The organism is Candidatus Aalborgicola defluviihabitans (genome assembly GCF_016705985.1).
GTDB classification, from domain to species: Bacteria; Pseudomonadota; Gammaproteobacteria; order Burkholderiales; family Burkholderiaceae_C; genus Allorhodoferax; species Allorhodoferax defluviihabitans.
Genome location: NZ_JADJKN010000005.1, coordinates 462,986 through 488,272 on the forward strand (window position 1 = coordinate 462,986; position 25,287 = coordinate 488,272).

The following is a 25,287-nucleotide window of genomic DNA, read 5'->3' on the forward strand; positions in this document are numbered from 1 at the left end:
AGGTTCATGATCGTCTCCCCTGCTACCCATCGCCCCGCCACCCCGAGCAAAACCCCCATTCGAGCTGAAATTTCCGCCCTGTGGCAGCTGGCTTGGCCTATTTTGGTGGGGCAACTTGCCACGGTTGGCATGTCTGTGGCCGACGTGGCCATGGCTGGGCACGCATCGGCGCAAGACCTGGCGGGTGTGGCCTTGGGTTCATCGATCTGGATGATTGTGGTGGTCACGCTCATGGGCGTGATGATGTCGGTCAACCCCATGGTGGCGCATTACGTGGGTGCGGGCCAGTTTGACCGGGTGCCACATGTGGTGCGCCAGGCACTGTGGAAGGGCCTGGGCGTAGGGGCCGTCGCCTTGGTCCTGGCCAACGTGGGGGGCCTGGTGTTTGACTTTATGCAACTGGAGCCCGCCGTGCACGACATTGCCGTGCGCTTTGTCCGCGTGACCAGTTTTGCGCTGCCAGCCTTTGCCTGGTATCGCGTGTTGTACGGCTACAGCGCCAGCCTGAACCAGACCAAACCCATGATGGCCATTTCGCTGGCCGCACTGTTGCTCAACTGCCTGTTGAATTGGGTGTTGATCTTTGGCCACTGGGGTTTCCCGGCGCTGGGCGGTGTGGGTTGCGCCTGGGCCACCATGCTGTGCATCTGGTTCAACCTGGGCGGACTGTTGTGGTGGATGCGGCGCAGCCCGGCCTACCGCAGCACCTGGCCGTTTGACCGCTTTGAAGCCCCGCACCGCGAGAAGGTGCGCAGCTTGCTCAAACTGGGCCTGCCCATTGGAGTGACCTATTTTGCTGAGAGCAGTGCCTTCAGCCTGATTGCCCTCTTGGTGGCGCGCTTTGGCAGCACGCAGGTGGCGGCGCACCAGATTGCGCTGAATTTTTCTTCATTGACATTCATGCTACCCATGAGTCTGGGCATAGCCCTGCTCACCCGCGTGGGCCAGGCCCTGGGCGCGGGTGACCCGGTTGCTGCACGCTTTCGCTCCGCCGTGGGCGTGGGCGCTTCGGTGGGTCTGGCCGTGCTTTCGGCTATTGTGATGGCCCTGTTTAGCCAGCAAATTGCCCGCGCCTACACCAGCGATGTACCGGTTGCCACCACCGCTGCGGGCCTGTTGCTTCTGGCGGCACTGTTTCAGGTGTCGGATGCGGCGCAAGTGTCCACCAGTTGCGCCATTCGGGGCTACAAGGTCACCCGCTCGCCCATGGTCATCCACCTCACTGCCTTTTGGGTGTTTGCTTTGCCCTTGGGCTGTGTGCTGGGTCTGGCACCCGACTGGGCTCCTTGGCACCCGGCCCAGCCAATGCAATCCCAGGGCTTCTGGATTGCCCTGGTGGTAGGACTGACCATCGCTGCCATCGCCTTGGTTCTGTTGCTGCGCCACGTATCCCACCGCGCGGTACTTGACGCCGCCCAACCCGTCCACTGATTGTTGTATGCCGTCACGCAGCCCCCACTCTTCCATGCACCCGGCACTGATTGTGCTCACCCTGGCTTTGATGCTGGGGCTGCAACCCATCACCACCGACCTGTACCTGCCAGCCCTGCCCGGCCTCACCCAGGAGCTGGGTGCCAGCATGGAACAAGCACAGCTCACGCTCACCGCACTGTTGCTGGCGTTTGGGGTTTCGCAACTATTTTGGGGCCCGCTGTCAGACCGCTTTGGACGGCGGCCCATCCTGCTGGCGGGCATGAGCGCCTATGTTGTGGCCTCGGTGGGCAGCGCATTTGCAGGCAATATGGATTTGCTCATTGTCTGGCGCACCATCCAGGGCGCGGCCATGGGCGCCGGTGTGATGTGTGCCCGCGCCATTGTGCGCGACCTGTACGCACCGGCGCAGGGCGCCAACGTGATGTCCAAGGGTCTGAGTGGTTTGGGTGTAATTGCCTGCCTGGCCGCCCCCATTGGCGGTTTGCTGACGTCGCTTTTTAACTGGCACGCCGCGCTCTTGGCGCTGACCGTGTTTGGCGCCGTGGGCCTGGCGGTGGTGGGGCTGCGGTTTGAAGAAACCGTAGCCCACAAGAACCCCAAGGCACTCAACCCCGGCACGCTCATCCACACCTGGTGGACCATTGTGCGCAACCCCACCTTTTTGGCATTTACGGCCCTGTCCACTTTTGCCTATAGCGCCCTGTTCACGTTTTTGGCGTCCTCCTCCTTTGTCTTCATCCGGGTGCTGGGCCTGAGCACGACGCAGTACGGAATGGTGATGTTTGCCAACTCCTTCACCTACCTGCTGGGCACCTTTTTGTGCCGGCGCTTGTTGGTGCGCGTGGGTGTGCGCCGCACGGTGGCCATTGCCGGGGCCTTTAGCCTGGTGGGCGTTAGCGTGATGCTGGCGTTGGCTCTGGCAGGGGTGCAGTCGGTATGGGCGATCGAGCTGCCTTTTTTTCTGTTCATGCTGGCACACGGCATTCACAACCCCTGCGGGCAAAGTGGCGCGGTTGGCCCCTTCCCCAAAGCAGCGGGAGCCGCCTCGGCCCTCAATGGTTTTCTGGCCATGGTCAGCGCCTTTGCCACCGGCCAATGGCTGGGTGCGCACATGGATGGCACCACCCGCCCCTTGATTTACGGCATCGCCTTCTGGGGAGTGCTGCTGGCGCTCACGGCGTGGACCCTGGTGCAACGCTATGGCCGCCCCTGACGCACTGCCGTTTTGCCTGTGCCTGGCAGGGCCCACCGCCAGCGGCAAAACGGCGGCTGCGCTGGCCATTGCACAAGAGCACGCCTGCGAGATCATCAGTGTGGATTCGGCCCTGGTTTACCGTGGCATGGACATAGGCACGGCCAAGCCCAGCGCGCTGGAGCAGGCACAAGTGCCCCACCACCTGATCGATATTCGTGACCCGCTGCACGCCTACAGCGCCGCTGATTTTGTGCGCGATGCCCAGCGGCTGATTCGGGACATCGCCGCACGCGGCAAACTGCCCCTGCTGGTGGGCGGCACCATGCTGTACTTCAAGGCCTTGTTCGACGGCTTGGACGATATGCCCGCCGCCAACCCCACCATTCGCGCGGAGCTAGAGGCGCAAGCCACCGTGAAAGGCTGGCCCGCCCTGCACGCCGAGCTGGCCTTGGTGGACCCGGTTACTGCGGCGCGCCTGGCGCCGCTGGACAGCCAACGCATTCAGCGTGCACTGGAGGTGTTTCGCATTTCGGGCTTGCCCTTGTCGCACTTTCATGCCACCCAGAATGCTATAAAAACAGAAGCTGGTCACGTAGATTCCACGAGGGCTAGAGCCCTAATTTCCTTGGAACCATTGGAGAGAAGCTGGCTGCACAATCGCATTGTGCAGCGCTTTGACACCATGCTGGCGCAGGGTTTTTTGGACGAGGTACGCACCCTGCGTGCGCGCGGCGACCTGCACCCCAACCTGCCCTCCATGCGCTGCGTGGGCTACCGCCAGGCGTGGGAAGCACTGGACGCGTGGGAAGCAGCCGGTGCAAAAGGAGCCCTGCCCTTGGCGGACCTGCGCGAGCTGGGCATCATCGCCACCCGCCAATTAGCCAAGCGCCAGATCACCTGGCTGCGCTCCATGCCAGAGCGCCAGGTGGTGCAAGCAGATCAGCCGGACGCTGTACAAGTCGTTCTTGACAGCATACGCCGGCTAATTCCAGCCAGCACGTGAATTGGCCTGTGCCGCCAATTCACGCTCCGCAGCATTGGCATAGTCGCGGTCCCAGGCGATGACTTTGGGGGTCATGAGCCGGTGCCACAGCGACGGAATCAGCGCAACTGAAATGGTGGTGAGGTAGCCGCCAACCATCATGGGTGCGTTGGGGTAGGGTTGCAGATCCTGGTAGGGCACCTCGCCTTGCGCGTGGTGGTGCGAGTGGCGGGTCAGGTTGAACAAGGCCCAGGAGCTGATGCGCCGGTTGGTGTTCCACGAATGGCGTGGCTGCACGGGCTGCGCCGGGTCGCGCACCATGCCGTAGTGCTCCATGTAGTTGACGATCTCGAGCAGCGCCTTGCCCCACAGCGCACAAGCACAGAAAAACAATGCTGCGGCAATGCCGCCCATGGCCCAAGCAGCGGCTACCAGCACAGCGCTCATGAGCAGACCGCGCAGAAAGGCGTTGTGCCAGGACCAGACTGCAAGCCCACGACGCTGCAGGCGTGCGGCCTCGATGCGCCAGGCACTGACATTGCCGCGCACCGTAGAGATGGCGATATGGGCATACACGTTGCGTCCGCGTGGGGCAGTGGCAGGGTCATTGACGGTGGACACATAGCGGTGGTGCCCGTAAACATGTTCAATGGCAAAGCCCACGTCAAAGCTGAAGGCCAGCAGCCAGCGCCCCACCCACAGTGACACCGGCTCCCAGGTGCGGTGGGTCAGCTCATGCCCGGGAATCGTGCCAATCGTGCCGATCATCAGCCCCGTCAGGATAAAAGCCGACACATGGTGGCCCCAATGGGTTGCGGCCCGGTTAGCCAACAGGTCGGTCCCGGTCCATTGAGAAAGCATTGCACCAACACCCAGAACGTCTACCGTGCTCACGCCCCAGACAGCGGCAAAGCAGATGAGCAGCAAAACCGGCAACGCCATCCATAACTGCACGGTGAGCACCCAGGGATGGCGATAGCGCGGAGTCGTGGTGTCGTCCCCAAAGAACATGTCGCCCAAGGTGCTAAACAGTGCGGTACTCACCAGTGCCAGCGTGATCCAGCCGCCACCCGCAAACAGCGCCACCACCACACTAAGGCCCTGCACATGGAATAAAAAAAACTTGAGGTAATGCCACAGCGCCACCAAAGTTTCACCCAAACCTTTGGGTGGCGCTATGATTTCTGAAGCATTTGAATCAGTATCGGCGAGGGCTAAAGCGTCATGGCGTGTGGTAAACCGGTCTGCATGGATATGCGCTTTGGGCAGGCCGGCCTGCTGTAGTTCGGTGCTGGCCGCATCAATCATCCCTGGCGGGCCGCACAGGTAGGCGTGCATGCCGGGCTCCAGCACCTGCGAGAGATGCCCGGTGACCAGCCCGTGCGCACCCGTCCAGGTGGTGTCGTCGGTGGCATCGGACAACACAGGCAGCAAGGTGAACGTTCCCGCCCAGTGGGTCGCCATGGTGCGCAACTCGTCCATCAGGTACAGATCGGCCTGTGTGCGTGCGCCAAACAGCAAGGTCACCGAACGTGCCACTTGATGAGCCTGCATGGCACGCAACATGGCCATGACTGGCGCGAGCCCCGATCCACCCGCCACAAACAACACCGGCGCGTCGGACTCACGCAGCCAGAATTGTCCCAGTGGCCCTTGCACATGCGCTTTTTGGCCTACGAGGCTCACGCCGTGTACATACTCGGTAAAGACTCCACCGGGCACGCGGCGTACAAAAAACTCCACCGCCCCATGGGCATCTGGCGCCGTGGCAAACGAATAGCTGCGCGTGACACCCGGGAGCGTCGCCAGGCTAATCTGCGCAAACTGGCCTGGCTTGTAGTGCAGAGGGCCATCGAGTTGCAGGCGCAAACGCTGAATGTCGTGGGTCAAGGGCTCTTGCACCACCACAGTGGCACTGCACTCCTGCACCGACAACGCCTTGGTCTGCTCAACTTCAATGCGCACCGGCCCCATTGGCACGCTCTGGCAGGCCAGAATTGTGCGCTGCGCCAACTCCTCTTCCGAGAGCAGGTAGCTGGACTCAGTGAGCTCTCGTACTTTTCCTTCCACCAGACGGCACTTGCAGGTGGCACAGCCGCCCACACGGCAACTGTGCGGAAAGTCGACCCCCTCTCGCAGTGCTGCGGTCAGAATGGTCTCGCCCGCCAGCACCCGGATAGGCTGGGCATTGATGGTGGCAGACGTACCCGCCGAATTGAGCTTCAGTCCGAACATGCTGCTTCCTCAGGCTTACGGGTGCTACGCTGCCGATGTGGGATCAGCCGCTTTGCTAAACCGGTCAACCGGTTGTATTCCCCATATTTCATCGGCATATTCGCTGACGGTGCGATCCGATGAAAAATAACCCATGCCGGCAACATTGAGGATGGCACACCGCTCCCATTCCTCTGGCCTGCGGTAGAGCGAATCGACCTTGTCCTGGGTTGCCACGTAGTCTGCATAGTCGGCCAGCAACTGGTAGTGGTCTGACTCCAGCAGGGAATTGACTACATCCACATAACGGTTGGGTTCTTCGGGTGAAAAGCTGCCTTCGGCCAGGCGATCAATGGCGTACTTCAAGTCAAAGTTGTTGTTGTAGTACTCGCGTGGCTGATAGCCAGCGTTGCGCAGGTGGGTCACGGTTTCGGTGCGGTTGCCAAAAATAAAAAAGTTCTCCAAGCCCACATGCTGCGCCATTTCAATGTTGGCACCGTCCCACGTGCCGATGGTGAGTGCGCCGTTGAGCGCAAACTTCATGTTGCCGGTGCCCGACGCCTCGGTGCCAGCCGTTGAAATTTGCTCGGACAGATTGGCCGCCGGAATGATGGTCTCGGCCAGAGAGACGCAGTAGTTGGGTATAAACACCACACGCAGCAAGCCGCCTAGGCGGGGGTCATTGTTGACGACGCGAGCCACATCATGGATGAGCCGAATAATCAACTTGGCCATGTAATACGCGGACGCTGCCTTGCCCGCAAAAATGACGGTGCGCGGCACCCAGTTGCCATTGGGCTGAGCCAAAATGCGATGGTAGCGGGTGATAACGTGCAACACGTTGAGCAACTGGCGCTTGTACTCATGGATCCGCTTGACCTGCACGTCAAACAGGCTCTCAGGGTCCACGATGACGCCCGTCGTGCGGGCTATCAGGTCAGCCAGACGGCGCTTGTTTTGCTGCTTGGTCAAACGGAAAGCATTTTGAAATTCGGGTTGATCGGCAAGCTCTCGTAGTTTGGCCAATTGATCAAGATCACCGCGCCAGTTTGGGCCAATGTGGTTGTCGATCAGGCCCGAGAGAGACGGGTTGGCCTGTGACAACCAACGCCGAGGGGTGACGCCGTTGGTTTTGTTGCAAAAACGCCCCGGGTACATCATTGCAAAATCCAGAAAAATAGTATCGACCATCAACTGGCTGTGCAGGGCCGAGACACCGTTGACCTTGTGACTTGCGAGCGCCGACAGGTGGGCCATGCGCACACGGCGTATGCCGCGCTCTTCGATGAGCGAAATTCGCCGGGGCAGCGCGTTGTCGTCGGGAAATCTGAGGTGCACTTCCGCCAAAAAGTTTGCATTGATGTCGAAAATGATGCCCATATGGCGTGGCAGTATGCGGGTCAGCACATCGACAGGCCAGGTCTCCAGCGCCTCTTCCATCAGTGTGTGGTTGGTGTACGAAAAAATCTTCGTGCACAGACTCCAGCTCTTGGTCCAATCCAGGTGGTATTGGTCGATCAACAGGCGCATCAGCTCGGGAACAGCAAGGGCGGGGTGCGTGTCATTGAGGTGAATAGCCACCTTGTCTGCCAGATTGTCGAAGTTGTTGTGGTGCTTGAGGTGGCGGCGCAATATGTCCTGTAACGAAGCGCTGACAAAAAAGTACTCTTGACGCAGCCGCAACTCGCGTCCGTGTTCGGTGCGGTCGTCCGGGTAGAGTACGCGCGAGACGTTTTCGGACTGGTTCTTGGCTTCAAATGCCTGGATATAGTCGCCCCGGTTGAACGCGTCCAGGTTAATACCGCGTGTGGCACGTGCTGACCACAGACGCATGGTAATCACGCTGCGCATCTGATAGCCGGGAACGCCGCTGTCGTAGGCGGTTGCAATCACGTCTTCGGTATCGACCCAACTAGAGTGACCATTGGTCGGAACCAGGCGTCCGCCGTAGCGTATGGTGTAGCTCAGCTCGGGCCGCATGAACTCCCACGGGTAGCCGTTGGTCAGCCAGTAGTCGGGTTCTTCAACCTGTTGGCCGTTTTCAATGCGCTGGGAAAACATGCCGTATTCGTAGCGAATACCATAGCCAATGCCCGGCAACCCCAAGCTGGCAATCGAGTCCAGAAAACAAGCCGCCAACCGACCCAGGCCACCGTTACCCAGGCCGGCGTCGGGCTCCAGATCAACCAGGGCATCAAAGTCGGCGCCCAGCAGGTTGCAGGCTTGCTTGATCGGTTCATAGATATCAGTTGCCAGCAGCGCATTGGTGAGTGCACGTCCGGTGAGGTATTCCATGGACAGGTAGTGCACGCGCTTGGCATCGTGCTGGCTAGCCTGCGCCAACGACTCGCGCCAGGTGTCAATAATGCGATCCCTTGCGGCATGTACCACGGCGAACAGCCAGTCGCGCGGGGTGGCAGTGCGAAGGTCTTTTCCGACCTGGTACACCAGCCGGTTGGAGATCGCGCGACGCAGGGCATCCACCGTGTTGGTGGGTCTGTCGAACTGAAATATGGGGCCGGTGTTCATGGTCAATCGCCCTTCGGAGCAACACGGGTCAATGATAGGCTGCGATGGGCGCTTTCATACAGCGCACCATAGTGCCGCGCTGCGGCAATCCAGTCAAATTGAAGACGCATACCCCGGCGCTGAATCACTTTCCATTCAGGAGTCTTGAACAGGGTAAATGCACGGTGCATCGCGCTGCGCAAGTCGGACGCAGTCAGCGCATCAAAGACAAAACCGGTTGCCGTGCCTGCTGCCCTATTTTCTGGCGTGCAGTCCACCACGGTATCGGCCAGGCCGCCGACCCGGCGCACCAAAGGCAGCGTGCCATAACGCAAACCGTAGAGTTGGGTCAGGCCGCAGGGTTCAAACGCGGAGGGTACCAGCACCACGTCGGAGCCGGCCAGCACGTTGTGTGCGGCGGCCTCGTCATAGCCGATGCGGACACCCACCTGGCCGGGGTACCGGGCAGCGGCTTCGATGAATGTTTCCACCAGCCAAGCATCGCCTTCACCCAGCAGCGCCACTTGCCCTCCCATGGCGGCCACATCGGCAAGAACCTGGGGCAACAAGTGCAAGCCTTTTTGCTCGGTCAAGCGGCTGACCACACCAAAAATCAGGGCATCGGGGCGCGATTGCAGGCCCATGCTGTTTTGCAATGCCTGCTTGGCCGTGGTTTTGCCAGCGAGTCGGTTCACATCGTATTTCTGGAGCAATAAAGGGTCGGTACCGGGATTCCAGATCTGGTAATCGACGCCATTGAGAATGCCGGACACGACGTGCGTGCGCTCACGCAGCAGCCCGTCCAAGCCAAAGCCGTGTGGCTCGGTCAATATTTCACGGGCATAAGTTGGACTTACCGTGGTGATCCGGTCGCTGAACTGCAGGGCTGACTTCATGAAAGAGGCGTGGCCGAAAAACTCCAGCCCATGGATACCAAAGTATTCATCAGGCAGTCCCCATTGGGAAAACTCATGGTGAGAAAACAAGCCTTGGTAAGCGAGGTTGTGAATGGTAAAAACCGTGGCGGGTGTCGGGCAACCAGTCGCACGGAATGCATGCACGTAGGCGGGGGTGAGTCCGGCGTGCCAATCATTGCAGTGAATAACATCTGGCACCCATTGTGGGTCCAGTCCCTGGCCTAAACAGGCGCCTGCCCATCCCAGCGCAGCAAAGCGTTGTGCGTTGTCACTCCAGTCCTTGCCATCGGGCCCAAGGTAGGGATTTCCAGGGCGAGAGAACAGCTCCGGGGCATCAAGCAGGTAGGCAGGGCATTTGACACCGGGCAGTGTTCCCAGCGAGACCGTTGCAGCTGGAAGGGATGGTGCTTTTCCCCAAGGCGCAGGGGCGTTTGCCAAGTCCGCGACGGCCCTAGTCGCTTGCACGTTTTCAGTGAAGGCGGGAAATGCCGGCAGCAACAGGCGCACATCGCAGCCCAAGGCGTGCAATGCTGGTGGCAGTCCCGCGCTGACGTCGGCCAAACCGCCAGTTTTGAGAAAAGGGTATAGCTCTGAACAAATGTACAAAACCTTCATGTTGGCTGCCCCGCGGGCTCCTTCGCTGATTCCAAGGCCTGCAACATGGCACTGGTGACCAGCACCACACCCTCTGGACTGCGGTAAAAGCGCCTGGCGTCTTCCTGTGCATCGTACCCAATGGTGGTGTGCGCGGGGATGCGGCAACCTTCGTCCACAACGACCTTGCGCAAACGGCAGTGGCGCCCAATATAGGCATCGGGCAAAACAACGGAATGCTCCACCATACTGTAGGAGTGCACCTGCACGTTGGTAAACAGTACGGAATTGAGGATATGCGCACCGGACACAATGCAGCCGCCCGCAACCACGGAATCGACCGCCATGCCTCTGCGTCCGTCATCGTTAAAAATAAACTTCGCCGGGGGGACTGTGGGCTGGTAGGTCCAGATGGGCCACTCGCTATCGTACAAATCCAGCGCCGGTGTCACCGCCGTGAGGTCCATGTTGCTGGCCCAATAGGCATCCACTGTGCCCACGTCACGCCAGTAGGACTGGGCCTCAGCGCTGGTTTTTACACATGACAGGTTAAAAGGGTGAGCCACAACCTCGCCGCGGTTCACCATGGCCGGAATCAGGTTTTTGCCAAAGTCGTGGCTGGAAGAAGTCACCTTGGCATCCGCTTCAAGGATGGCAAAAAGGTACTTGGCATTGAATACGTAGACACCCATGCTCGCCAGCGCCATCTGCGGGCGCCCCGGCATGGCTTCGGGTTGGACGGGTTTTTCTTGAAAACGGGTTACCTTGCGATCCGCGTCGATGGTCATCACCCCAAAAGCGCAGGCGTCTTCCAGGGGTACTTCAATGCAGGCAACGGTGCATGGCGCGCCCTGGGCGATGTGGTCTTCCACCATGGTGGCGTAGTTCATTTTGTAGACATGATCACCGGCCAGTACCACGATGTATTCGGGGTCATGTCCGCGCACAATATCCAGATTTTGGTAGACAGCGTCGGCCGTACCCAGATACCACGATTCGTCGGCTTTTTGTTGCTGTGCGGGCAGCAGGTCAATGAATTCATTGACCTCGTTACGCAGAAATGACCAGCCATGTTGCAAGTGGCGCAGCAGGCTGTGTGACTTGTATTGGGTCAACACGCCAACACGGTGAATGCCGGAGTTCACGCAATTGGAGAGCACGAAATCAATAATGCGGAACTTGCCCCCAAAGGGTACGGCGGGTTTCGCGCAGTGCTCAGTCAGCGCCTGCAGCCGGGAGCCCCGCCCGCCGGCAAGTACGAGGGCGATCGTCCGACGGGCCGCGCCGTGTTGTGCACCATTGTTCATAGCAAGCTTTCCAAAACGTGGTTTAAGAATCTGTTATTCAAGACCGGTTACGGCCATGCGCTTGTGTGAGCGAAGCCAGGCGCTGTGCAGGATCGTCTCCCACCTGACTCCATTCAAAACGCCATTGCCAGCAATCACTCGGCTGCCCCGGCGTATTCATTCTGTGGGACGCATCGAGTCCGAGCACGTCCTGAAAAGGCACGATCATGGTATTCGCTACTGATTGCGAAAGCGACTGCATCATGGCCCAGTGAATTTCCACGTCAGCTTGAGGACCGAGGTAGTTGCGCGCTGCTTGCCGCTCGACCGGGCTGGCAGCGTGCCACCAGCCTGCGCAGGTGTTGTTGTCGTGCGTGCCAGTGTAGGCCACTGTTTGTGGCTCATAGTTGTGAGGCAGATAGGGGTTGGCTGGGGTGTCGCCAAAAGCAAACTGCAGTACCCGCATGCCGGGGAATCCGCATGCAAGGCGCAGGACGGTGACGGAGGGGCTAATCTCACCCAGGTCTTCGGCGATGATGGGCAAGGCCGGCGAGGGCATCTTGTTTGAAGGGGTCGCGCCCAGTGCATCAAAAAAACTTTACCGGGACCGGTGCGCCATTGGCCTACCGCAGCGGTGAGTTCAGTAGCAGGAATTTCCCAGTAGGTGTCAAAGCCTCGGAAATGGTCAACGCGCACAATATCCACCAAGCTTAGCAAGTGCTTGAGGCGGGCTTTCCACCAGGAGAAGCCGCCTGCTTGCATGGCACTCCACCGGTACAGCGGGTTGCCCCAGCGTTGACCGGTGGCGCTGAAGTAGTCTGGCGGCACCCCAGCCACGACGGACGGTTCACCGCAGTCGTCGAGCTCGAATTGGGACGCGTGAATCCAGACATCGGCACTGTGATGGGCGACAAAAATGGGCGCATCACCAATGATCGAAACACCCAGGGTATGGGCGTAGTCCCGCAAGCGGCCCCACTGCACCGCGAAGCGCCACTGCACAAAGCTGAAGAACATCACATCGTTGCGCAGTTCTGCGGCCATGGCCGCCAGTGCGCCGGGTTCTCGCTGGGCCAACGGTGTGGGCCAGTGGGTCCAGGGTTGCCCGTAACGTGCCTCCAGTGCCATAAACAAGGCGTAGCCATCCAGCCAATGGGATTGCTCCGCACAAAACGCAGCAAATTCGGCTCGTTCCGGGTTGAGCGCGCCCTGCGCAAAGCCCTGCCATGCATCGTGCAGTCGCGCCATGCGGTAAGGCACTACCGTATCAAAGTCGCAATGGCTGGGTTCCAGAAAGATTTCTGGAGTGGCGTGCAGCCAGCCACTGCGAACCATGTCCTCCAGATCGACCAGCAAAGGATTGCCGGCAAATGACGATGGACTCGCATATGGGGAATTGCCGGGCCCGACCGGCGAGAGCGGCAAAATTTGCCAAAGGCTTTGACCTGCAGAAACCAGCCAGTCCACAAAATGGTAAGCATTGGCACCCAAGTCACCCGAGCCAGAGGGACCTGGCAGTGACGTGATATGCAACAACACACCACTGGTGCGTTGCGACAAAAGGGGATCTGTAGAAGTGCGCATTACTACTGCAGTGGATGGTTTGTGGGGGCCGGCGAAGTTGCCTGAACGAGGCCCTGCACGCAGTGTGCCGGTGCGACGACGGTACCCGAATAGCACGGTGCCTGTTCCCAGTTTGATTGGGGCAATGCCACCGCATGGGCACTGTCCAATACTTGGCGCCACGGCCCAGGCGGCAGCGCAAAGCTTACCTCTTGAACACCTGCATGGAATGCCAGTAGCCAGCGATGGGAGACGCTTACACCAGTGACACTGAGGTCTATCACGCAGGCAAAACTGCACGCCTGGGGATCTTCCCACTCGGTTGCACTCAAAGCATGCCCGCTGGGGCTACGCCAGACGATGGCTTTATCGTCCGAAAACCAGTGTGCGTGGCGCAACGCGGCATGGCTCTGGCGCAAAGCAATGAGCTGGGAGCAAAAACCAAGAAGCCCTTGGTCTGCAGCATTCCAGTCCAGCCAGGACGTGGCGTTATCCTGGCAATAGGCATTGTTGTTGCCGCCCTGCGAATTGCCCCATTCGTCACCGGCCAGCAACTGGGGAACGCCTTGGGAAACAAACAGGGTGCAGAGCAGGGCGCGGCGCCATTTTCCCCTCAGTGCGTTCACTTCAGGGTCTGCGCTGGGGCCCTCCACACCGCCGTTGGCACTGAGGTTGTGGTTGTGACCGTCGCGATTGTCCTCCCCATTGGTGGCGTTGTGCTTGTGGCAATACGCTGTCAAATCGGCCAGCGTCATGCCGTCATGGGTCGCAACAAGGTTGATGCTTGCCAAGGGGCTGCGCCCCTCATGTTGAAACAGGTCGCCGGAACCGGTCAGGCGGCGAACAAAGTCACCCCGGGTTGCACCATGGCCCAACCAAAAGGCGCGCGTGGTGTCGCGGTAGCGGTCATTCCACTCGTGCCAGCCGGCAGGGAAGTGGCCCAACTGGTAACCACCAGGACCGATGTCCCACGGCTCGGCGATGAGCTTGACTTGGGCCAGTACCGGGTCTTGGGCAATGGCACTGAGCAAGGCCGAGTGGGGGTGAAAGCCTTGCGCCAAAACGGGGTCACGGCCCAGGGCGGTTGCCAGGTCAAAACGGAATCCATCGACTCCATAGACCTCCACCCACCACCGAAGGCAGTCCATGACCCATTGAATGGCGCAGGGGTGCGCCAGGTTAAAACTGTTGCCGCAACCACTGTGGTTGATGTACTGCCCGGCCGTATCCAGCGCGTACCAGCTGGCGTTGTCCAGCCCGCGCCAACTGAGCGTGGGGCCGAAGGTATCGCTCTCGGCGCTGTGGTTAAACACCACATCGAGCACCACCTCCAGACCATTGTGGTGCAGCTGGTCGACCATGAAACGGAACTCTTCGCCTACATCGGCGCAGTCCGTGCTGGCATAACCGGGGTGCGGGACGAAGAAGCCCAGGGTGTTGTAGCCCCAGTAGTTGCACAAGTCTTTTTTGAGCAAGTGCGCCTCGGTGATATGCAGGTGCACCGGCAACAGGCACAGGGTGGTAATGCCGAGCTTTCGGTAGTGCGCCAGCATGGGTGGGCTGACCAGACCAGCATAGGTGCCCCGCAGCGGTTCAGGCACATCGGGGTGGCATTGCGTTAAGCCCTTGACATGCGCTTCGTACAGTACGGTGGTATCGAGTGGAATGCGCGGGCCTTTTGCCATGCGTGCACCAGCTTGCCGCTCTTGGGACCAGTTGAGCACACGCGCTTTGGGAATGCGTGCCGCGTTGTCGGATGGGTCCGGCAGGGCGTCGAGCACGGTGGCATCAGGTGACGGAACATCCAGGTAGTCACGCTCCAGCGACAGATTTGCCAGGTCGCCACACAGTGCGCGGGCATAGGGATCAATCAGCAGCTTGGCCGGGTTGAAACGCTGCCCATCCTTTGGTTGGTACGGGCCGTGCGCGCGCAGCCCGTAGAACTGCCCCGCTGAAAGCCCCGCAACAAAGCCGTGCCAGACGTCATCCGTCTGGGTCGATAGGGTGATTCGAGCAGTCTCGCGCTTGCCTTTTTCGTCATACAAGCACACGTCGATGCGTTCAGCGTGCTGCGAGTACACCGCAAAATTAACCCCAACCATCCCATCCAGCGTCATGCAGCTCGCGCCGATGGGTCGTGGTTGTCCCGGGGCGCAGCTCGTAGGTTGGTTCGTGGTCTCGCGTTGGCTCATGCTGGTAGTTCCGGCTCAAGCCACAGCACGCCCAGCGGCGGCAAAGTCAAAACGACGGAGTGGGCATACCCATGGCAAGCGACGGGAACAGACGAGACCTCACCACAATTGCCGGCGCCGCTACCGCCGTATTCGTTGGCATCGGTATTCAAAATTTCGCGCCAAACACCACCCTGGGGCACACCCAGACGGTAGCCGTGGCGCGCCACAGGAGTCATGTTGCAAACCACCACGACCTGCTGTGCGCTGGTGTGGCCGTAACGCACAAAGCTGTAAACCGAATGTGCTGCGTCTTGTGCATCAATCCAGGAGAAGCCGCCCGGTTCATCGTCACGGGCGTGCAGTGCAGTATGGCTGCGGTAGAGGTGATTGAGGTCGCGCACCAATTGGCGTATGCCGGCATGGGAAGGGTTTTGCAACAGGCCCCACTGCAGTTCAGCGTCGTGGTTCCACTCCTGCGTTTGCCCCCATTCGCCGCCCATAAACAGCAGCTTTCGACCCGGGTGCGCATACATGAAGGCGTACAAGATCCGCAAATTGGCCCGCTTTTGCCAGTCGTCCCCGTGCATCTTGCCGTACAGAGAGCCCTTGCCGTGTACCACTTCGTCATGGGAGAGGGGCAGCACATAGTGCTCGCTGTAGGCATACATCATGGAAAACGTGATGCGATTGTGGTGGTGCGCGCGGTGCACCGGGTCCAGTGCCAGATAGGCCAGTGTGTCGTGCATCCAGCCCAGGTTCCACTTGTAATGAAACCCCAAACCACCGTTCCATGGAGGCGCGGTGACGCCGGCAAAAGCAGTGGACTCCTCGGCTACCGAAATGGCACCAGGAGCCTCTACCCCCACTACTTGATTGACTTCACGCAGCAGGGCGATGGCTTCGTAGTTTTCGCGGCCACCATCGCGGTTGGGCACCCACTCGCCTTCTGGCCGACTGTAGTCACGGTACAGCATGGAAGCCACCGCATCGACGCGCAGCCCATCAATTCCATACCGCTCGATCCAGAACAAGGCGTTGCCGACCAAAAAATTACGTACTTCGTTGCGGCCGTAGTTGTAAATCAGCGTGTTCCAATCGCGGTGGAACCCTTCGCGCGGATCGGCGTGCTCAAACAACGCAGTGCCGTCAAAGCGCCCCAGCGCATCGGCGTCAGACGGAAAATGCGCGGGCACCCAGTCCAGCAAAACCATCAATCCAGCCGCGTGGGCGGTGGCAATAAAGTCCCTGAAAGTCTCTGGTGAACCGTAGCGCGCGCTAGGGGCATACAGGCCCGTTGGCTGATAGCCCCAGGAGCCGTAAAACGGATGCTCATTAATGGGCATCAGCTCGATGTGGGTAAATCCCATTTCCACTACATAGGGCACCAAATGTTCGGCCAGATAGTTCCAGTCGGGCAGTTGGCCATAGGGACGTTGCCATGATCCGACATGCACTTCGTAGATGGACATGGGGCTTGTTAAGGCCTGGGACCGTGCGCGTTGGTTGGGTGTTGGCTCAACGCGCTCTGGCAACTGCATGACTACGCAGGCGTGGCCTGAGCCGGTTTCTGTGCGCAAAGCATATGGATCGGTTTTGAGCACGCGCGAGCCGTCTTCACCCAGAACGGAATACTTGTAAAGCGCACCGTCTCCTACCCCTGGAACAAAAATTTCCCACACACCAGCCGTTCCACGGTGCTGCATGACGTGTTGAGCCGGGTCCCAGTGGTTAAAGTCGCCCACCACGCAGACTTGGTTTGCGTTGGGGGCCCACACGGCAAATGCTGTGCCGGTGGAGCCATTTTGCACGCATGGGTGCGCACCCAGCTTCTCCCATGGCCGCATGTGGCGACCTTCTGCCAATAGCCAAAGGTCGGTTTCGCCCAACCAAAAGTCAGTATCAAGAGGATGCAATGGGTTTGCCTTGCTGAGGTGCTCCAACGCGTTTACGGCAATAGCGCCGCCGCATGGTGCGCCAGGTGGTCGGCCATAAAGGTGGAAATGAAATAGTAGCCATGGTCATACCCAGCATGGCGGCGCAGCGTCAGCGGTTGGTGAATGCGCTCGCATGCGGCTTCCAACAGATGCGGGTTTAACTGGTCTTCCAGAAATTTGTCGGCCAGACCCTGGTCGATCAAAATGCCGTAGGGGTACGGAACCACAGATTGGGCAGCCATCAGGGCAACGCTGTCGTGTGCAGCCCAAGTGCTGGCGTCAACACCCAAATAGCCGGCAAACGCTTTTTGCCCCCACGGGCATTGCGTGGGTGCGCAGATGGGTGCAAAAGCCGACACCGACCGAAACAGACCCGGGTGCTTGAGTGCCAGAGACAGCGCCCCGTGGCCGCCCATTGAATGCCCAGTAATGCCCATGCGGGCGGTATCAATGGGCAGATGCACTGCTAGCAGGGGCAACAACTCCTGGGTGAGGTAGCTCTCCATGCGGTAGTGTTGCGACCAGGGTGCCTGAGTGGCGTCCAGGTAAAAGCCCGCCCCCACGCCAAAGTCCCAGCTATCGGTCTCACCGGGCACCTGGGCACCGCGCGCACTGGTGTCGGGCGCAATCAGCGCCAGACCATGCTGCGCGGCATATCGCTGGGCACCTGCCTTGGTCATGAACGTTTCTTCATTGCAAGTGAGCCCAGCCAGGTACATCAGCCCCGGCACCCGGTGTTGCGCGCCACCGGCCAGGGCCTGCGCAGGCAGAAACACCGAGAACTTCATTGGCAAACCAATGGCCGTGGACGCATGCTGGTAGAAGCGCTGTACGCCACCAAAGCAGGCGTGTTCGCTCAGTAACGTCAGAGGGGTGTTCTGCATTTCACTATAACTTTGATAGCTGTTTACGTATATTGGACGAGGGCTGGAAGGTGATTTGACTAATAGATTACGACGCCACGAATGGACTCGCCGCGCTTCATCAAATCAAAACCCTTGTTGATATCTTCCAGCGGCATGGTGTGGGTGATCAGGTCGTCGATGTTGATCTTGCCCTCCATGTACCAGTCCACGATTTTCGGCACGTCGGTGCGGCCGCGCGCGCCGCCAAAGGCCGAGCCTTCCCACTTGCGGCCGGTGACCAGCTGGAAGGGGCGCGTGCTGATCTCGGCACCGGCCTCGGCCACGCCGATGATGATGCTGCGGCCCCAGCCCTTGTGCGTGCACTCCAGCGCCTGGCGCATGACCTGCGTGTTGCCAATGCATTCAAAGCTGTAGTCGGCACCGCCGTCGGTCAGTTGCACGATGGCATCCACGACGTTGGGGACCTCTTTGGGGTTGATGAAGTGCGTCATACCAAACTTGCGGGCCATGGCCTGGCGCTCGGGGTTGATGTCCACCCCAATGATCTTGTCGGCACCGACCATTTTGGCGCCCTGAATCACGTTGAGGCCAATGCCGCCCAGCCCGAACACCACCACGTTGGCACCGGCCTCCACCTTGGCCGTGAAGATCACCGCGCCAATGCCGGTGGTCACGCCGCAGCCGATGTAGCAGACCTTGTCAAACGGCGCGTCTTCGCGGATCTTGGCCAGCGAAATCTCGGGCGCCACGGTGTAGTTGCTGAAGGTACTGGTGCCCATGTAGTGAAAAATGGGTTTGCCATCCAGGCTAAAACGGCTGCTGCCGTCGGGCATCACACCCTTGCCTTGGGTGCCACGAATCAACTGGCACAGGTTGGTCTTGCGCGAGAGGCAAAACTTGCACTGACGGCATTCTGGCGTGTACAGCGGTATGACGTGATCGCCCTTTTTAAGCGTGGTCACGCCAAGGCCCACATCCACCACAATGCCCGCACCTTCGTGGCCCAAAATAGCCGGGAATATGCCTTCGGGGTCAGCGCCACTCAAGGTGTAGTAGTCGGTGTGGCAAATGCCGGTGGCCTTGATTTCTATCAGAACCTCACCAAAACGCGGGCCTTCCAGATCCACGGTTTCGATGGTCAAAGGTGCGCCGGCTTTCCATGCGACTGCTGCTTTTGTTTTCATGTATATCCCCTTTCAATCGACCTTGGCACCAGCTGCCTTCACCACCGCCTGGTACTTGGCCAGTTCGCTTTTCATCAACGCGCCAAATTGCTCGGGGGTGGTGGGCACGGGCTCGGCCAGCAGGCCGGCAAAGCGGGCCTGTGCCTCGGGCGAACGCAGGGCCGCCACAAAGGCTGCATTGAGCTTGGCAATCACATCCTTGGGCGTTGCCGCCGGGGCCACCAGCCCCCACCAGGTGTCAATGGAAAAGCCCTTGAGTGTGTCGGCTACCGGTGGCACATCCGGAAGGGCTGGCGAGCGCGTCAGCGTGGTGACCGCAAGCGCCTTGAGCTTGCCGGACTTGATGCCCGGTGCAGCCGTGGCCAAGTTGTCAAAGTTGAAATCGACCTGCCCGCTTTGCAGCGCAAACTGCGCCGGGTTGCCACCGTTGTAGGGAATGTGCAGGGCAAAAATACCGGCCTGCGCCTTGAACATTTCACCGGCCAGATGGCCTGCGCTGCCGTTGCCGCCGCTGCCATAGTTGAGCTTGGCGGGGTTAGCTTTGGCGTAGGCGATCAGGTCTTTGACGGTGTTGATGTGCAGGCGCTGGGCTACTTCGGCGTTCATCACCAGCACATTGGGCACGCGCACCATCTGGGTGATGGGGGCAAAGTCGGCAGCGGCATTAAAAGGCATCTTGGCATACAGCCAGGGATTCACCGCATGCGTGGCGGTTGCCGCGATGCCAATGGTCAGACCATCGGGTGCGGCCTTGGCCACGGCGTCGGCACCAATATTGCCACCCGCACCGGGCTTGTTGTCCACAATGACGGTGCCCAGGCTGTCTTTGACCCGCTCGGCCAGTATCCGCGCCGTGACATCCAGCGGGCCACCGGCCGCATACGGCACGATGAGCCGTATCGGGCGGCCTTGCGCCCAGGCCAGGTTGACAGTAGACAAGGCCGCCACGGCGGCCACGGTAGAGATGAGTAGGGTTCTGCGTGTCATGGCACCATTGTGCCTCTATCATGGGCACTGCACACCATGAACCTCCATATCCACAACCTCGGCAAACGCTATGGCAACACACCGGTGTTTGCCAACGTGTCCCTTACCGTGGAGCCTGGCGAATTTGTCGCCATCGTGGGCGAATCGGGCGTGGGCAAATCCACCTTGCTGAACTGCATGGCCGGTCTGGACACCTGGGACAGCGGCACCGTGCACCTGGATGGCACTGACCTGGGGCTGCTCAACGACGACGCCCGCGCACTCTTGCGGCGCAAACACGTTGGCTTTGTGTTCCAGGCCTTTCACGTGCTGGGCCATCTGGATGTGGCGCAGAACGTGGCCCTGCCGCTGTTGCTGCTGAACACACCGGATGACGCCCGCGTGCAAGCCATGCTGGATGCAGTGGGCCTGAGCGGCATGGGGAACCGGCTGCCACAACAACTCAGCGGCGGGCAGTTGCAGCGGGTGGCCATTGCCCGCGCACTGGTGCACCGCCCCACCCTGCTGCTGGCCGATGAGCCGACCGGCAATCTGGACCCCACCACCGCCGCCAAGGTGATGGACGCGCTGGTGTCGCAAACCCGCGCGCAGGGCACGTCACTCGTGCTGGTCACCCACTCACAGGCCGCCACGGCGCACGCAGACCGGGTGTTGCACTTGCGGGGCGATGGTATTGCAGTCAATTGAACCATCCGTAACCATGCTCCAACGCACGTCCCATCGGTTCTATCGCATTGCAGGCACGGCCATGCTGGCACTGGCCGCCCCGCTGTTCTGGTGGGTGAGTGATGCCAGCCAGTCCGTTTTGATCGACCCGATGTTGTTTGTGTTCTCGCACACTGTGGTGGAGATGTTTGCGGTGGTGGTAGCCATGCTGATTTTTGCGACAGGCTACCAGGCCATTCTCTACCAGCGCAACGGAGCCGTGGTGCTACTGGGGATCGGGTTTTTAGGGGTTGGTGTGCTGGACTTTCTGCACACCATGGCTTACAGCGGCATGCCGGATGCGCTGACTCCCAACTCTCCACAGAAGTCCATGTACTTCTGGCTGGCCGCACGCCTACTGGCCGCTGTATCGCTGCTTGTCTATGTGTTGCTGCCCAAGGGTGGCGAAATCAGCACGACCCGCAAGCGCTGGGCAACAGCCTGCATGTTGGCAGCCATTGCAGCCATTTCTGCGCTGGGTTTGCTCAACCCTGACCATGCACCGGTCCTCTTTGTGCCGGGCAAGGGGCAGACCCCCTTGAAGGTGGGGCTGGAATGGACTGTGATTGCCCTCAACCTGTTGACTCTGATGGGGCTATGGCAACGCCGTCAATACCTGGTCGGTGAAGCGCTGTCTGTGCTCGAATTCACCGCTGCATTGGCGGCCGTATCCGAATTGTTCTTTACGCAGATTGGCATCATCGACATGGACCTTGCCAACGCCGTGGGGCATGTTTACAAAGTTGCAGCGTATCTGTTTCTGCTCGAAGCCACCTTCAACGAATCCATGCGCCGGCCCCTGGAAATAATTCAGGGGCAAAACCTGCGCGAGAAGGTGGCCCTCAATGCCGCTCCGGACGGCGTACTGTGGGTCAACAGCAAGGGCTGCATCCTCATGGCCAACCCGGCCATGAAAGCACTCACGGGTTACAACCCCGATGAACTTCAAGGTAAGGGCGTGGACATATTCCTGCCTCCATCCGCTCGTGGGGATGATGCCGAGACCATGCACCGGTACTTTCGTGACTCTCAAGCCAGCGCACCAGGGGGCGTAGACCTGAACCTGACCCACCAAGATGGTCACAGTTTGCCCGTCAACCTGTCGCTGGGAAACTGGGTGGATGGCAATGAGCACCACACCATTGCCTACATCCGCGATCTGACCGAACGTAAGAAGAACGAAGCCTCTCTGCGCCACCAGGCCTCACACGATGATTTGACGGGTCTGGCCAACCGCTGGTTGTTTCGTTTGCAGTTGAATGATGCGCTGGTCAGCGCGCACAATAGCCGCCGTCAAGTCGCCGTGCTGTTGATTGATCTGGACCACTTCAAGAGCGTGAACGACAGCTTTGGGCATGCCACCGGTGACACGCTGCTGAAGAAAGTGGGGCAACGCATCCAGACCTACATGCGTGCCAGTGACACGCTGGCACGCATGGGTGGTGACGAATTTGGTGTCCTCATGGCAGACCTGTCGGACGTGGACATAGCCGTTGAGCAGGCCAAGACATTGTTGGTCGCGCTGCAGTCAGTATTTGTACTGGGCAGCGAAGAGGTCCATACGGGCGCTAGCGTCGGCCTGACATTTTTTCCCATGGACGGCGCCGATGGCGACACCCTGCTGCGCTATGCCGACATGGCGTTGTACCACGCCAAGGGCATGGGACGTGGTGTGTACGCCTGCTATTCACCCAACATGGAAAAGCATGTACAAGAGGACATGCGCCTGCACGCCCGTTTGAAGGACGCCCTGTCCCATGGCAGGTTGCAATTGCACTACCAACCACAGGTGGACGTACAAACCGGTGCAATTGTGGCCGCCGAGGCACTGCTCCGCTGGACCGACCCGGTGTTGGGTAGCGTCTCGCCGACACGCTTTATACCCGTTGCCGAGGCACCCGGGCTGATCCTTCCCCTTCCGCAATGGGTGCTGGACACCGCGTGCGCCCAGATCGCACAGTGGGCACAATCTGGCACGCCGCTGCGCGTGGCCGTGAATATTTCTGCCCAGCAGTTCCGCCAGCGGGACTTTCCGCAAACCGTGCGGGAAACATTGGATCGCCACCAGGTCCAGGCCCGCTGGCTGGACATTGAGATCACCGAGTCAGTGGCCATGTCGCAGCCCACCCAAGCGCGCGAACAGCTCAACGCCCTGGCCCGCCTGGGATGCTCCATTGCATTGGATGACTTTGGTACTGGCTATTCCTCACTGGCTTACCTGAAGGCCCTGCCGGTGAACAAGCTCAAGATCGACAAGAGTTTTATGGATGGCATCCCCAGCGATGCCAATGACGCGGCCATCGCGCGCGCCATCATCGCTCTGGCCAAGAGTCTGGGCCTGCAACTGGTGGCCGAAGGTGTGGAGACGAATGCGCAACTGGCTTTCCTGCGCGAGTTTTCCTGCGAAGCCTACCAAGGCTGGCTTTTTGCCAAGGCCATGCCAGCTGATGAGTTGAACCGGCTGATCCAACTCAATGGGGTCAGCCCGGCCCTACCACAGTAACTGCAGTGTCCCGTCCAGCACGCGGTAACCGCGCTGCGCCATGGCGCGGGCCTCGGCTTCGTCATGGGTGACCAACAGCGTGGCCATGTTGAACTCTGCAATGCGCTGACGAAATTCCGTCTGCAGTTGCAGGCGCAGCTCGGCGTCCAATGCCGAAAACGGCTCATCCAGCAACAACACACGCGGCTGTGTGATCAGGGCGCGCGCCAACGCCACACGCTGCTGCTCGCCACCCGAAAGCTGTGTCACCCGCGCACGGGCAAAGGTCTGCAGGCCAAAGCGCTCCAACATGGCGCAGGCCTGCGCGCGTGCTGCCGCCTTGCGCAGCCCCTGCTCCACCAAGCCAAAGGCCACGTTGTCCTGCACATCGAGATGCGGGAACAGGGCAAAGTCCTGAAACATCAACGCAAAGCGCCGCCGTTCGGGCGCCAGGGCCGTGATGTCTTGCGCATCAAACAGCACACGACCGCCATCCAGCGACTCCAACCCCGCCACCATTTTGAGCAAGGTGCTTTTGCCGCTGCCAGACGGCCCCAAAATGGCGACTGTTTCGCCACTGTCCACCCGCAGGTTCACATCGCGCAGCAAAACGCGGGCCTCCCAATCTTTGGCTAATTGCTGCAGTTCAAGCACGGCCCCATTCCTTTTCTATTCGGTGTTGCCCGTGGCGGGACGCGTGGTGGCGGGCGTGTCGCACACGCGGTGGTGCCGCCCACTCAATAACGGTGAATGCCAGCAACGCCAACGCCATCAGCAGGCAGGCCAGCACCAGCGCGGCATCGCGGTTCGCACTGCCGGGTCGGCCCAAGTATTCATACACCAGGGTGGTGAGCGTAGCCCATTCCGGGCGCGACAAAAACAGGGTCACCGCAAATTCACCCACGGCTGTTGCGGCGGCAAACGCCATGCCTCGGCGCAGGGCCGGACGCAGCAGCGGCAGGGTGACCCGCCAGAACACATGCCAGGGCGAGGCGCCCAATGACCGTGCGGCCTGCGCCAAATGCTCTGGCATGGCATCCAGCCCCGCAGCCAGCGACTGTGCAACAAACGGATAGGCCAACAACGCATAGGCACACACCAGCAGGCCCAGGCTGGCGGTCCATTGCGGGTACAGCAGCAACAAGCCAAAGGCCACCGCCACGGGTGACAGCACAAACGGCAAGAACGCCAGTGCGCGCAGCACCACCGAACGGCGTGCCGCCAGGGCATGGGCCACGCCCAGCAGGGTAGCCAGCGCAACGGCCATCACGGTAAAGCGCAGGCTGTTCCACAGCGCTTGCAGCGTAGTGGTATCCAGCACCACTTGCCACGCAGGCCAACCCGCTGCTGCGGCGCGGACCAAAATCGCCAGCAGCGGGGCTGCACAAAACACGGCCAGCACCGTCAACGCCAGGCACAGGCTCGCCCACTGCAAGGCACTGCTGGGTCGGCGCCGTGGCACAGGGTCATGGCGCTGGGGAGTTGCCAGGCGCCGCGCCAAGGCAGCATAGGCCAATGCCACCCCGCCGGTCAGAGCCAGCATCCACAGTGCCAATGCACCGGCCTGGGCCAGTTCCAGCTCATGGGCGACCAGGGTGTAGATTTCGACCTCAACCGTGGCGTAGTCCTGCCCACCCAACACCAGCGCCAGACCAAAACCCGAGAAGCAGTACAAAAACACCAGGCACAGGGCAGACAGCAGCCAGGGCGCAATGGCCGGCCATTCGATGCGCCAAAACACCCGCCACGGCGTGGCGCCCAGGGTGCGTGCAGCCGCCACGCGGGTGGCTCCCACCTGTCCCAATGCCTCAGTGCTGGCGCGCACCACCAGGCACAGGTTAAAAAACAGGTTGCCATAAATCAGCAACCAGGGGCTGCCTTGCAAGTCAGGCCCGCCCAGACTTTGCAACACCCCCTGGGGGCCCAACACGGCCAGCACACCCATGGCGGCCACCAGCGTGGGCACCACAAAGGGCAGCATCAGGCCGTGCAGCACCCATGAACGTCCGGCAAATTCAAACCGCGCCAATACCCATGCAACCGGCAGGCCCAGCAGCCCGGACAACGCGCAGGTGGACAGGGCTTGCACCAACGACCAGACCATGCGCCGGCGCAGATACGCATCCTGCCAGGGCGTCCAGAGTGACAGTTGTCCACCTTCCACAAGCAGCCGAATGGCCGGCGCCACCATCAACACCAGCAAAAATGCCAGTGGCAGGGCAGCCAAAGCCAAGCGAAACGGTGTCTTCATAACGCCATGGT

The 25,287-nt window shown here is 60.4% G+C and carries 17 protein-coding genes and 1 pseudogene; 5 read left to right on the forward strand and 13 right to left on the reverse strand.

Going from position 1 to position 25,287, the window contains the following annotated elements; translation table 11 throughout:
- The first annotated feature begins 6 nt into the window (after positions 1-6).
- Genes IPI80_RS06990 through miaA form a run of 3 tightly spaced genes read left to right on the forward strand, consistent with a single transcriptional unit; the run spans position 7 to position 3,632 of the window.
- The gene (locus IPI80_RS06990; RefSeq protein ID WP_413858495.1) at positions 7-1,431 is read left to right on the forward strand and encodes an MATE family efflux transporter; all 1,425 of its coding nucleotides are present in this window, start codon (positions 7-9) and stop codon (positions 1,429-1,431) included.
- A gap of 7 nt (positions 1,432-1,438) precedes the next feature.
- Positions 1,439-2,647, forward strand: coding sequence for a multidrug effflux MFS transporter (locus IPI80_RS06995; protein WP_413858497.1), 1,209 nt, complete (start codon positions 1,439-1,441; stop codon positions 2,645-2,647).
- Positions 2,634-3,632 carry a tRNA (adenosine(37)-N6)-dimethylallyltransferase MiaA gene (gene miaA / locus IPI80_RS07000; protein WP_413858499.1) on the forward strand — a complete coding sequence of 333 codons (999 nt, stop codon included), beginning with the start codon at positions 2,634-2,636 and terminating at the stop codon, positions 3,630-3,632. Before IPI80_RS06995 ends, miaA begins: the two co-directional genes overlap by 14 nt.
- On the opposite strand, the gene IPI80_RS07005 is transcribed toward miaA, so the two are convergent.
- The 11 genes and pseudogenes from IPI80_RS07005 to IPI80_RS07055 all read right to left on the reverse strand — a co-directional run bounded on the left by IPI80_RS07005 (position 3,612) and on the right by IPI80_RS07055 (position 19,838).
- The gene (locus IPI80_RS07005) at positions 3,612-5,846 is read right to left on the reverse strand and encodes a fatty acid desaturase (RefSeq protein ID WP_413858501.1); all 2,235 of its coding nucleotides are present in this window, start codon (positions 5,844-5,846) and stop codon (positions 3,612-3,614) included. The genes miaA and IPI80_RS07005 overlap by 21 nt on opposite strands.
- Positions 5,847-5,870: 24 nt before the next feature.
- Positions 5,871-8,354, reverse strand: a complete 2,484-nt coding sequence (locus tag IPI80_RS07010) for a glycogen/starch/alpha-glucan phosphorylase (protein WP_413858503.1) — start codon at positions 8,352-8,354, stop codon at positions 5,871-5,873.
- 2 nt (positions 8,355-8,356) lie between these two features.
- On the reverse strand, positions 8,357-9,865 hold the full coding sequence (gene glgA / locus IPI80_RS07015; RefSeq protein ID WP_413858505.1) for a glycogen synthase GlgA: 1,509 nt from the start codon (positions 9,863-9,865) through the stop codon (positions 8,357-8,359).
- Positions 9,862-11,151 (reverse strand): glucose-1-phosphate adenylyltransferase, encoded by a 1,290-nt coding sequence (gene glgC / locus IPI80_RS07020; protein WP_413858507.1) that lies wholly within the window; start codon positions 11,149-11,151, stop codon positions 9,862-9,864. The genes glgA and glgC overlap by 4 nt, the downstream gene beginning before the upstream one ends.
- Before the next feature lie 37 nt (positions 11,152-11,188).
- The gene (locus IPI80_RS07025) at positions 11,189-11,689 is read right to left on the reverse strand and encodes a 4-alpha-glucanotransferase (protein ID WP_413858509.1); all 501 of its coding nucleotides are present in this window, start codon (positions 11,687-11,689) and stop codon (positions 11,189-11,191) included.
- A gap of 68 nt (positions 11,690-11,757) precedes the next feature.
- Positions 11,758-12,714 (reverse strand): annotated as a pseudogene (malQ, locus tag IPI80_RS07030) (4-alpha-glucanotransferase); the annotation flags it as partial.
- A 2-nt stretch (positions 12,715-12,716) separates the two neighbouring features.
- Positions 12,717-14,885 (reverse strand): glycogen debranching protein GlgX, encoded by a 2,169-nt coding sequence (gene glgX, locus IPI80_RS07035; RefSeq protein ID WP_413858511.1) that lies wholly within the window; start codon positions 14,883-14,885, stop codon positions 12,717-12,719.
- Positions 14,882-16,780, reverse strand: coding sequence for a 1,4-alpha-glucan branching protein GlgB (glgB, locus tag IPI80_RS07040; RefSeq protein WP_413858513.1), 1,899 nt, complete (start codon positions 16,778-16,780; stop codon positions 14,882-14,884). Before glgB ends, glgX begins: the two co-directional genes overlap by 4 nt.
- Positions 16,781-16,812: 32 nt before the next feature.
- Positions 16,813-17,685, reverse strand: a complete 873-nt coding sequence (gene fghA, locus IPI80_RS07045) for an S-formylglutathione hydrolase (RefSeq protein ID WP_413858515.1) — start codon at positions 17,683-17,685, stop codon at positions 16,813-16,815.
- 59 nt (positions 17,686-17,744) lie between these two features.
- The gene (locus tag IPI80_RS07050; RefSeq protein WP_413858517.1) at positions 17,745-18,851 is read right to left on the reverse strand and encodes an S-(hydroxymethyl)glutathione dehydrogenase/class III alcohol dehydrogenase; all 1,107 of its coding nucleotides are present in this window, start codon (positions 18,849-18,851) and stop codon (positions 17,745-17,747) included.
- Positions 18,852-18,863: 12 nt separating this feature from the next.
- Complete coding sequence (locus IPI80_RS07055; protein ID WP_413858519.1) at positions 18,864-19,838, reverse strand: Bug family tripartite tricarboxylate transporter substrate binding protein; 975 nt, start codon at positions 19,836-19,838, stop codon at positions 18,864-18,866.
- A gap of 36 nt (positions 19,839-19,874) precedes the next feature.
- On the opposite strand from IPI80_RS07055, the gene IPI80_RS07060 reads away from it, so the two are divergent.
- Both IPI80_RS07060 and IPI80_RS07065 read left to right on the forward strand, forming a co-directional pair.
- On the forward strand, positions 19,875-20,525 hold the full coding sequence (locus IPI80_RS07060) for an ABC transporter ATP-binding protein (protein WP_413858521.1): 651 nt from the start codon (positions 19,875-19,877) through the stop codon (positions 20,523-20,525).
- Positions 20,526-20,538: 13 nt separating this feature from the next.
- Positions 20,539-23,046 carry an EAL domain-containing protein gene (locus tag IPI80_RS07065; protein ID WP_413858523.1) on the forward strand — a complete coding sequence of 836 codons (2,508 nt, stop codon included), beginning with the start codon at positions 20,539-20,541 and terminating at the stop codon, positions 23,044-23,046.
- Here the strand turns inward: IPI80_RS07065 and IPI80_RS07070 are convergent.
- Together IPI80_RS07070 and IPI80_RS07075 are read right to left on the reverse strand one after the other, a co-directional pair.
- Positions 23,035-23,679 carry an ABC transporter ATP-binding protein gene (locus IPI80_RS07070; protein WP_413858525.1) on the reverse strand — a complete coding sequence of 215 codons (645 nt, stop codon included), beginning with the start codon at positions 23,677-23,679 and terminating at the stop codon, positions 23,035-23,037. The two genes, IPI80_RS07065 and IPI80_RS07070, sit on opposite strands and share 12 nt — an antisense overlap.
- On the reverse strand, positions 23,672-25,276 hold the full coding sequence (locus IPI80_RS07075; RefSeq protein ID WP_413858527.1) for an ABC transporter permease: 1,605 nt from the start codon (positions 25,274-25,276) through the stop codon (positions 23,672-23,674). Before IPI80_RS07075 ends, IPI80_RS07070 begins: the two co-directional genes overlap by 8 nt.
- Between the last annotated feature and the right edge of the window lie 11 nt (positions 25,277-25,287).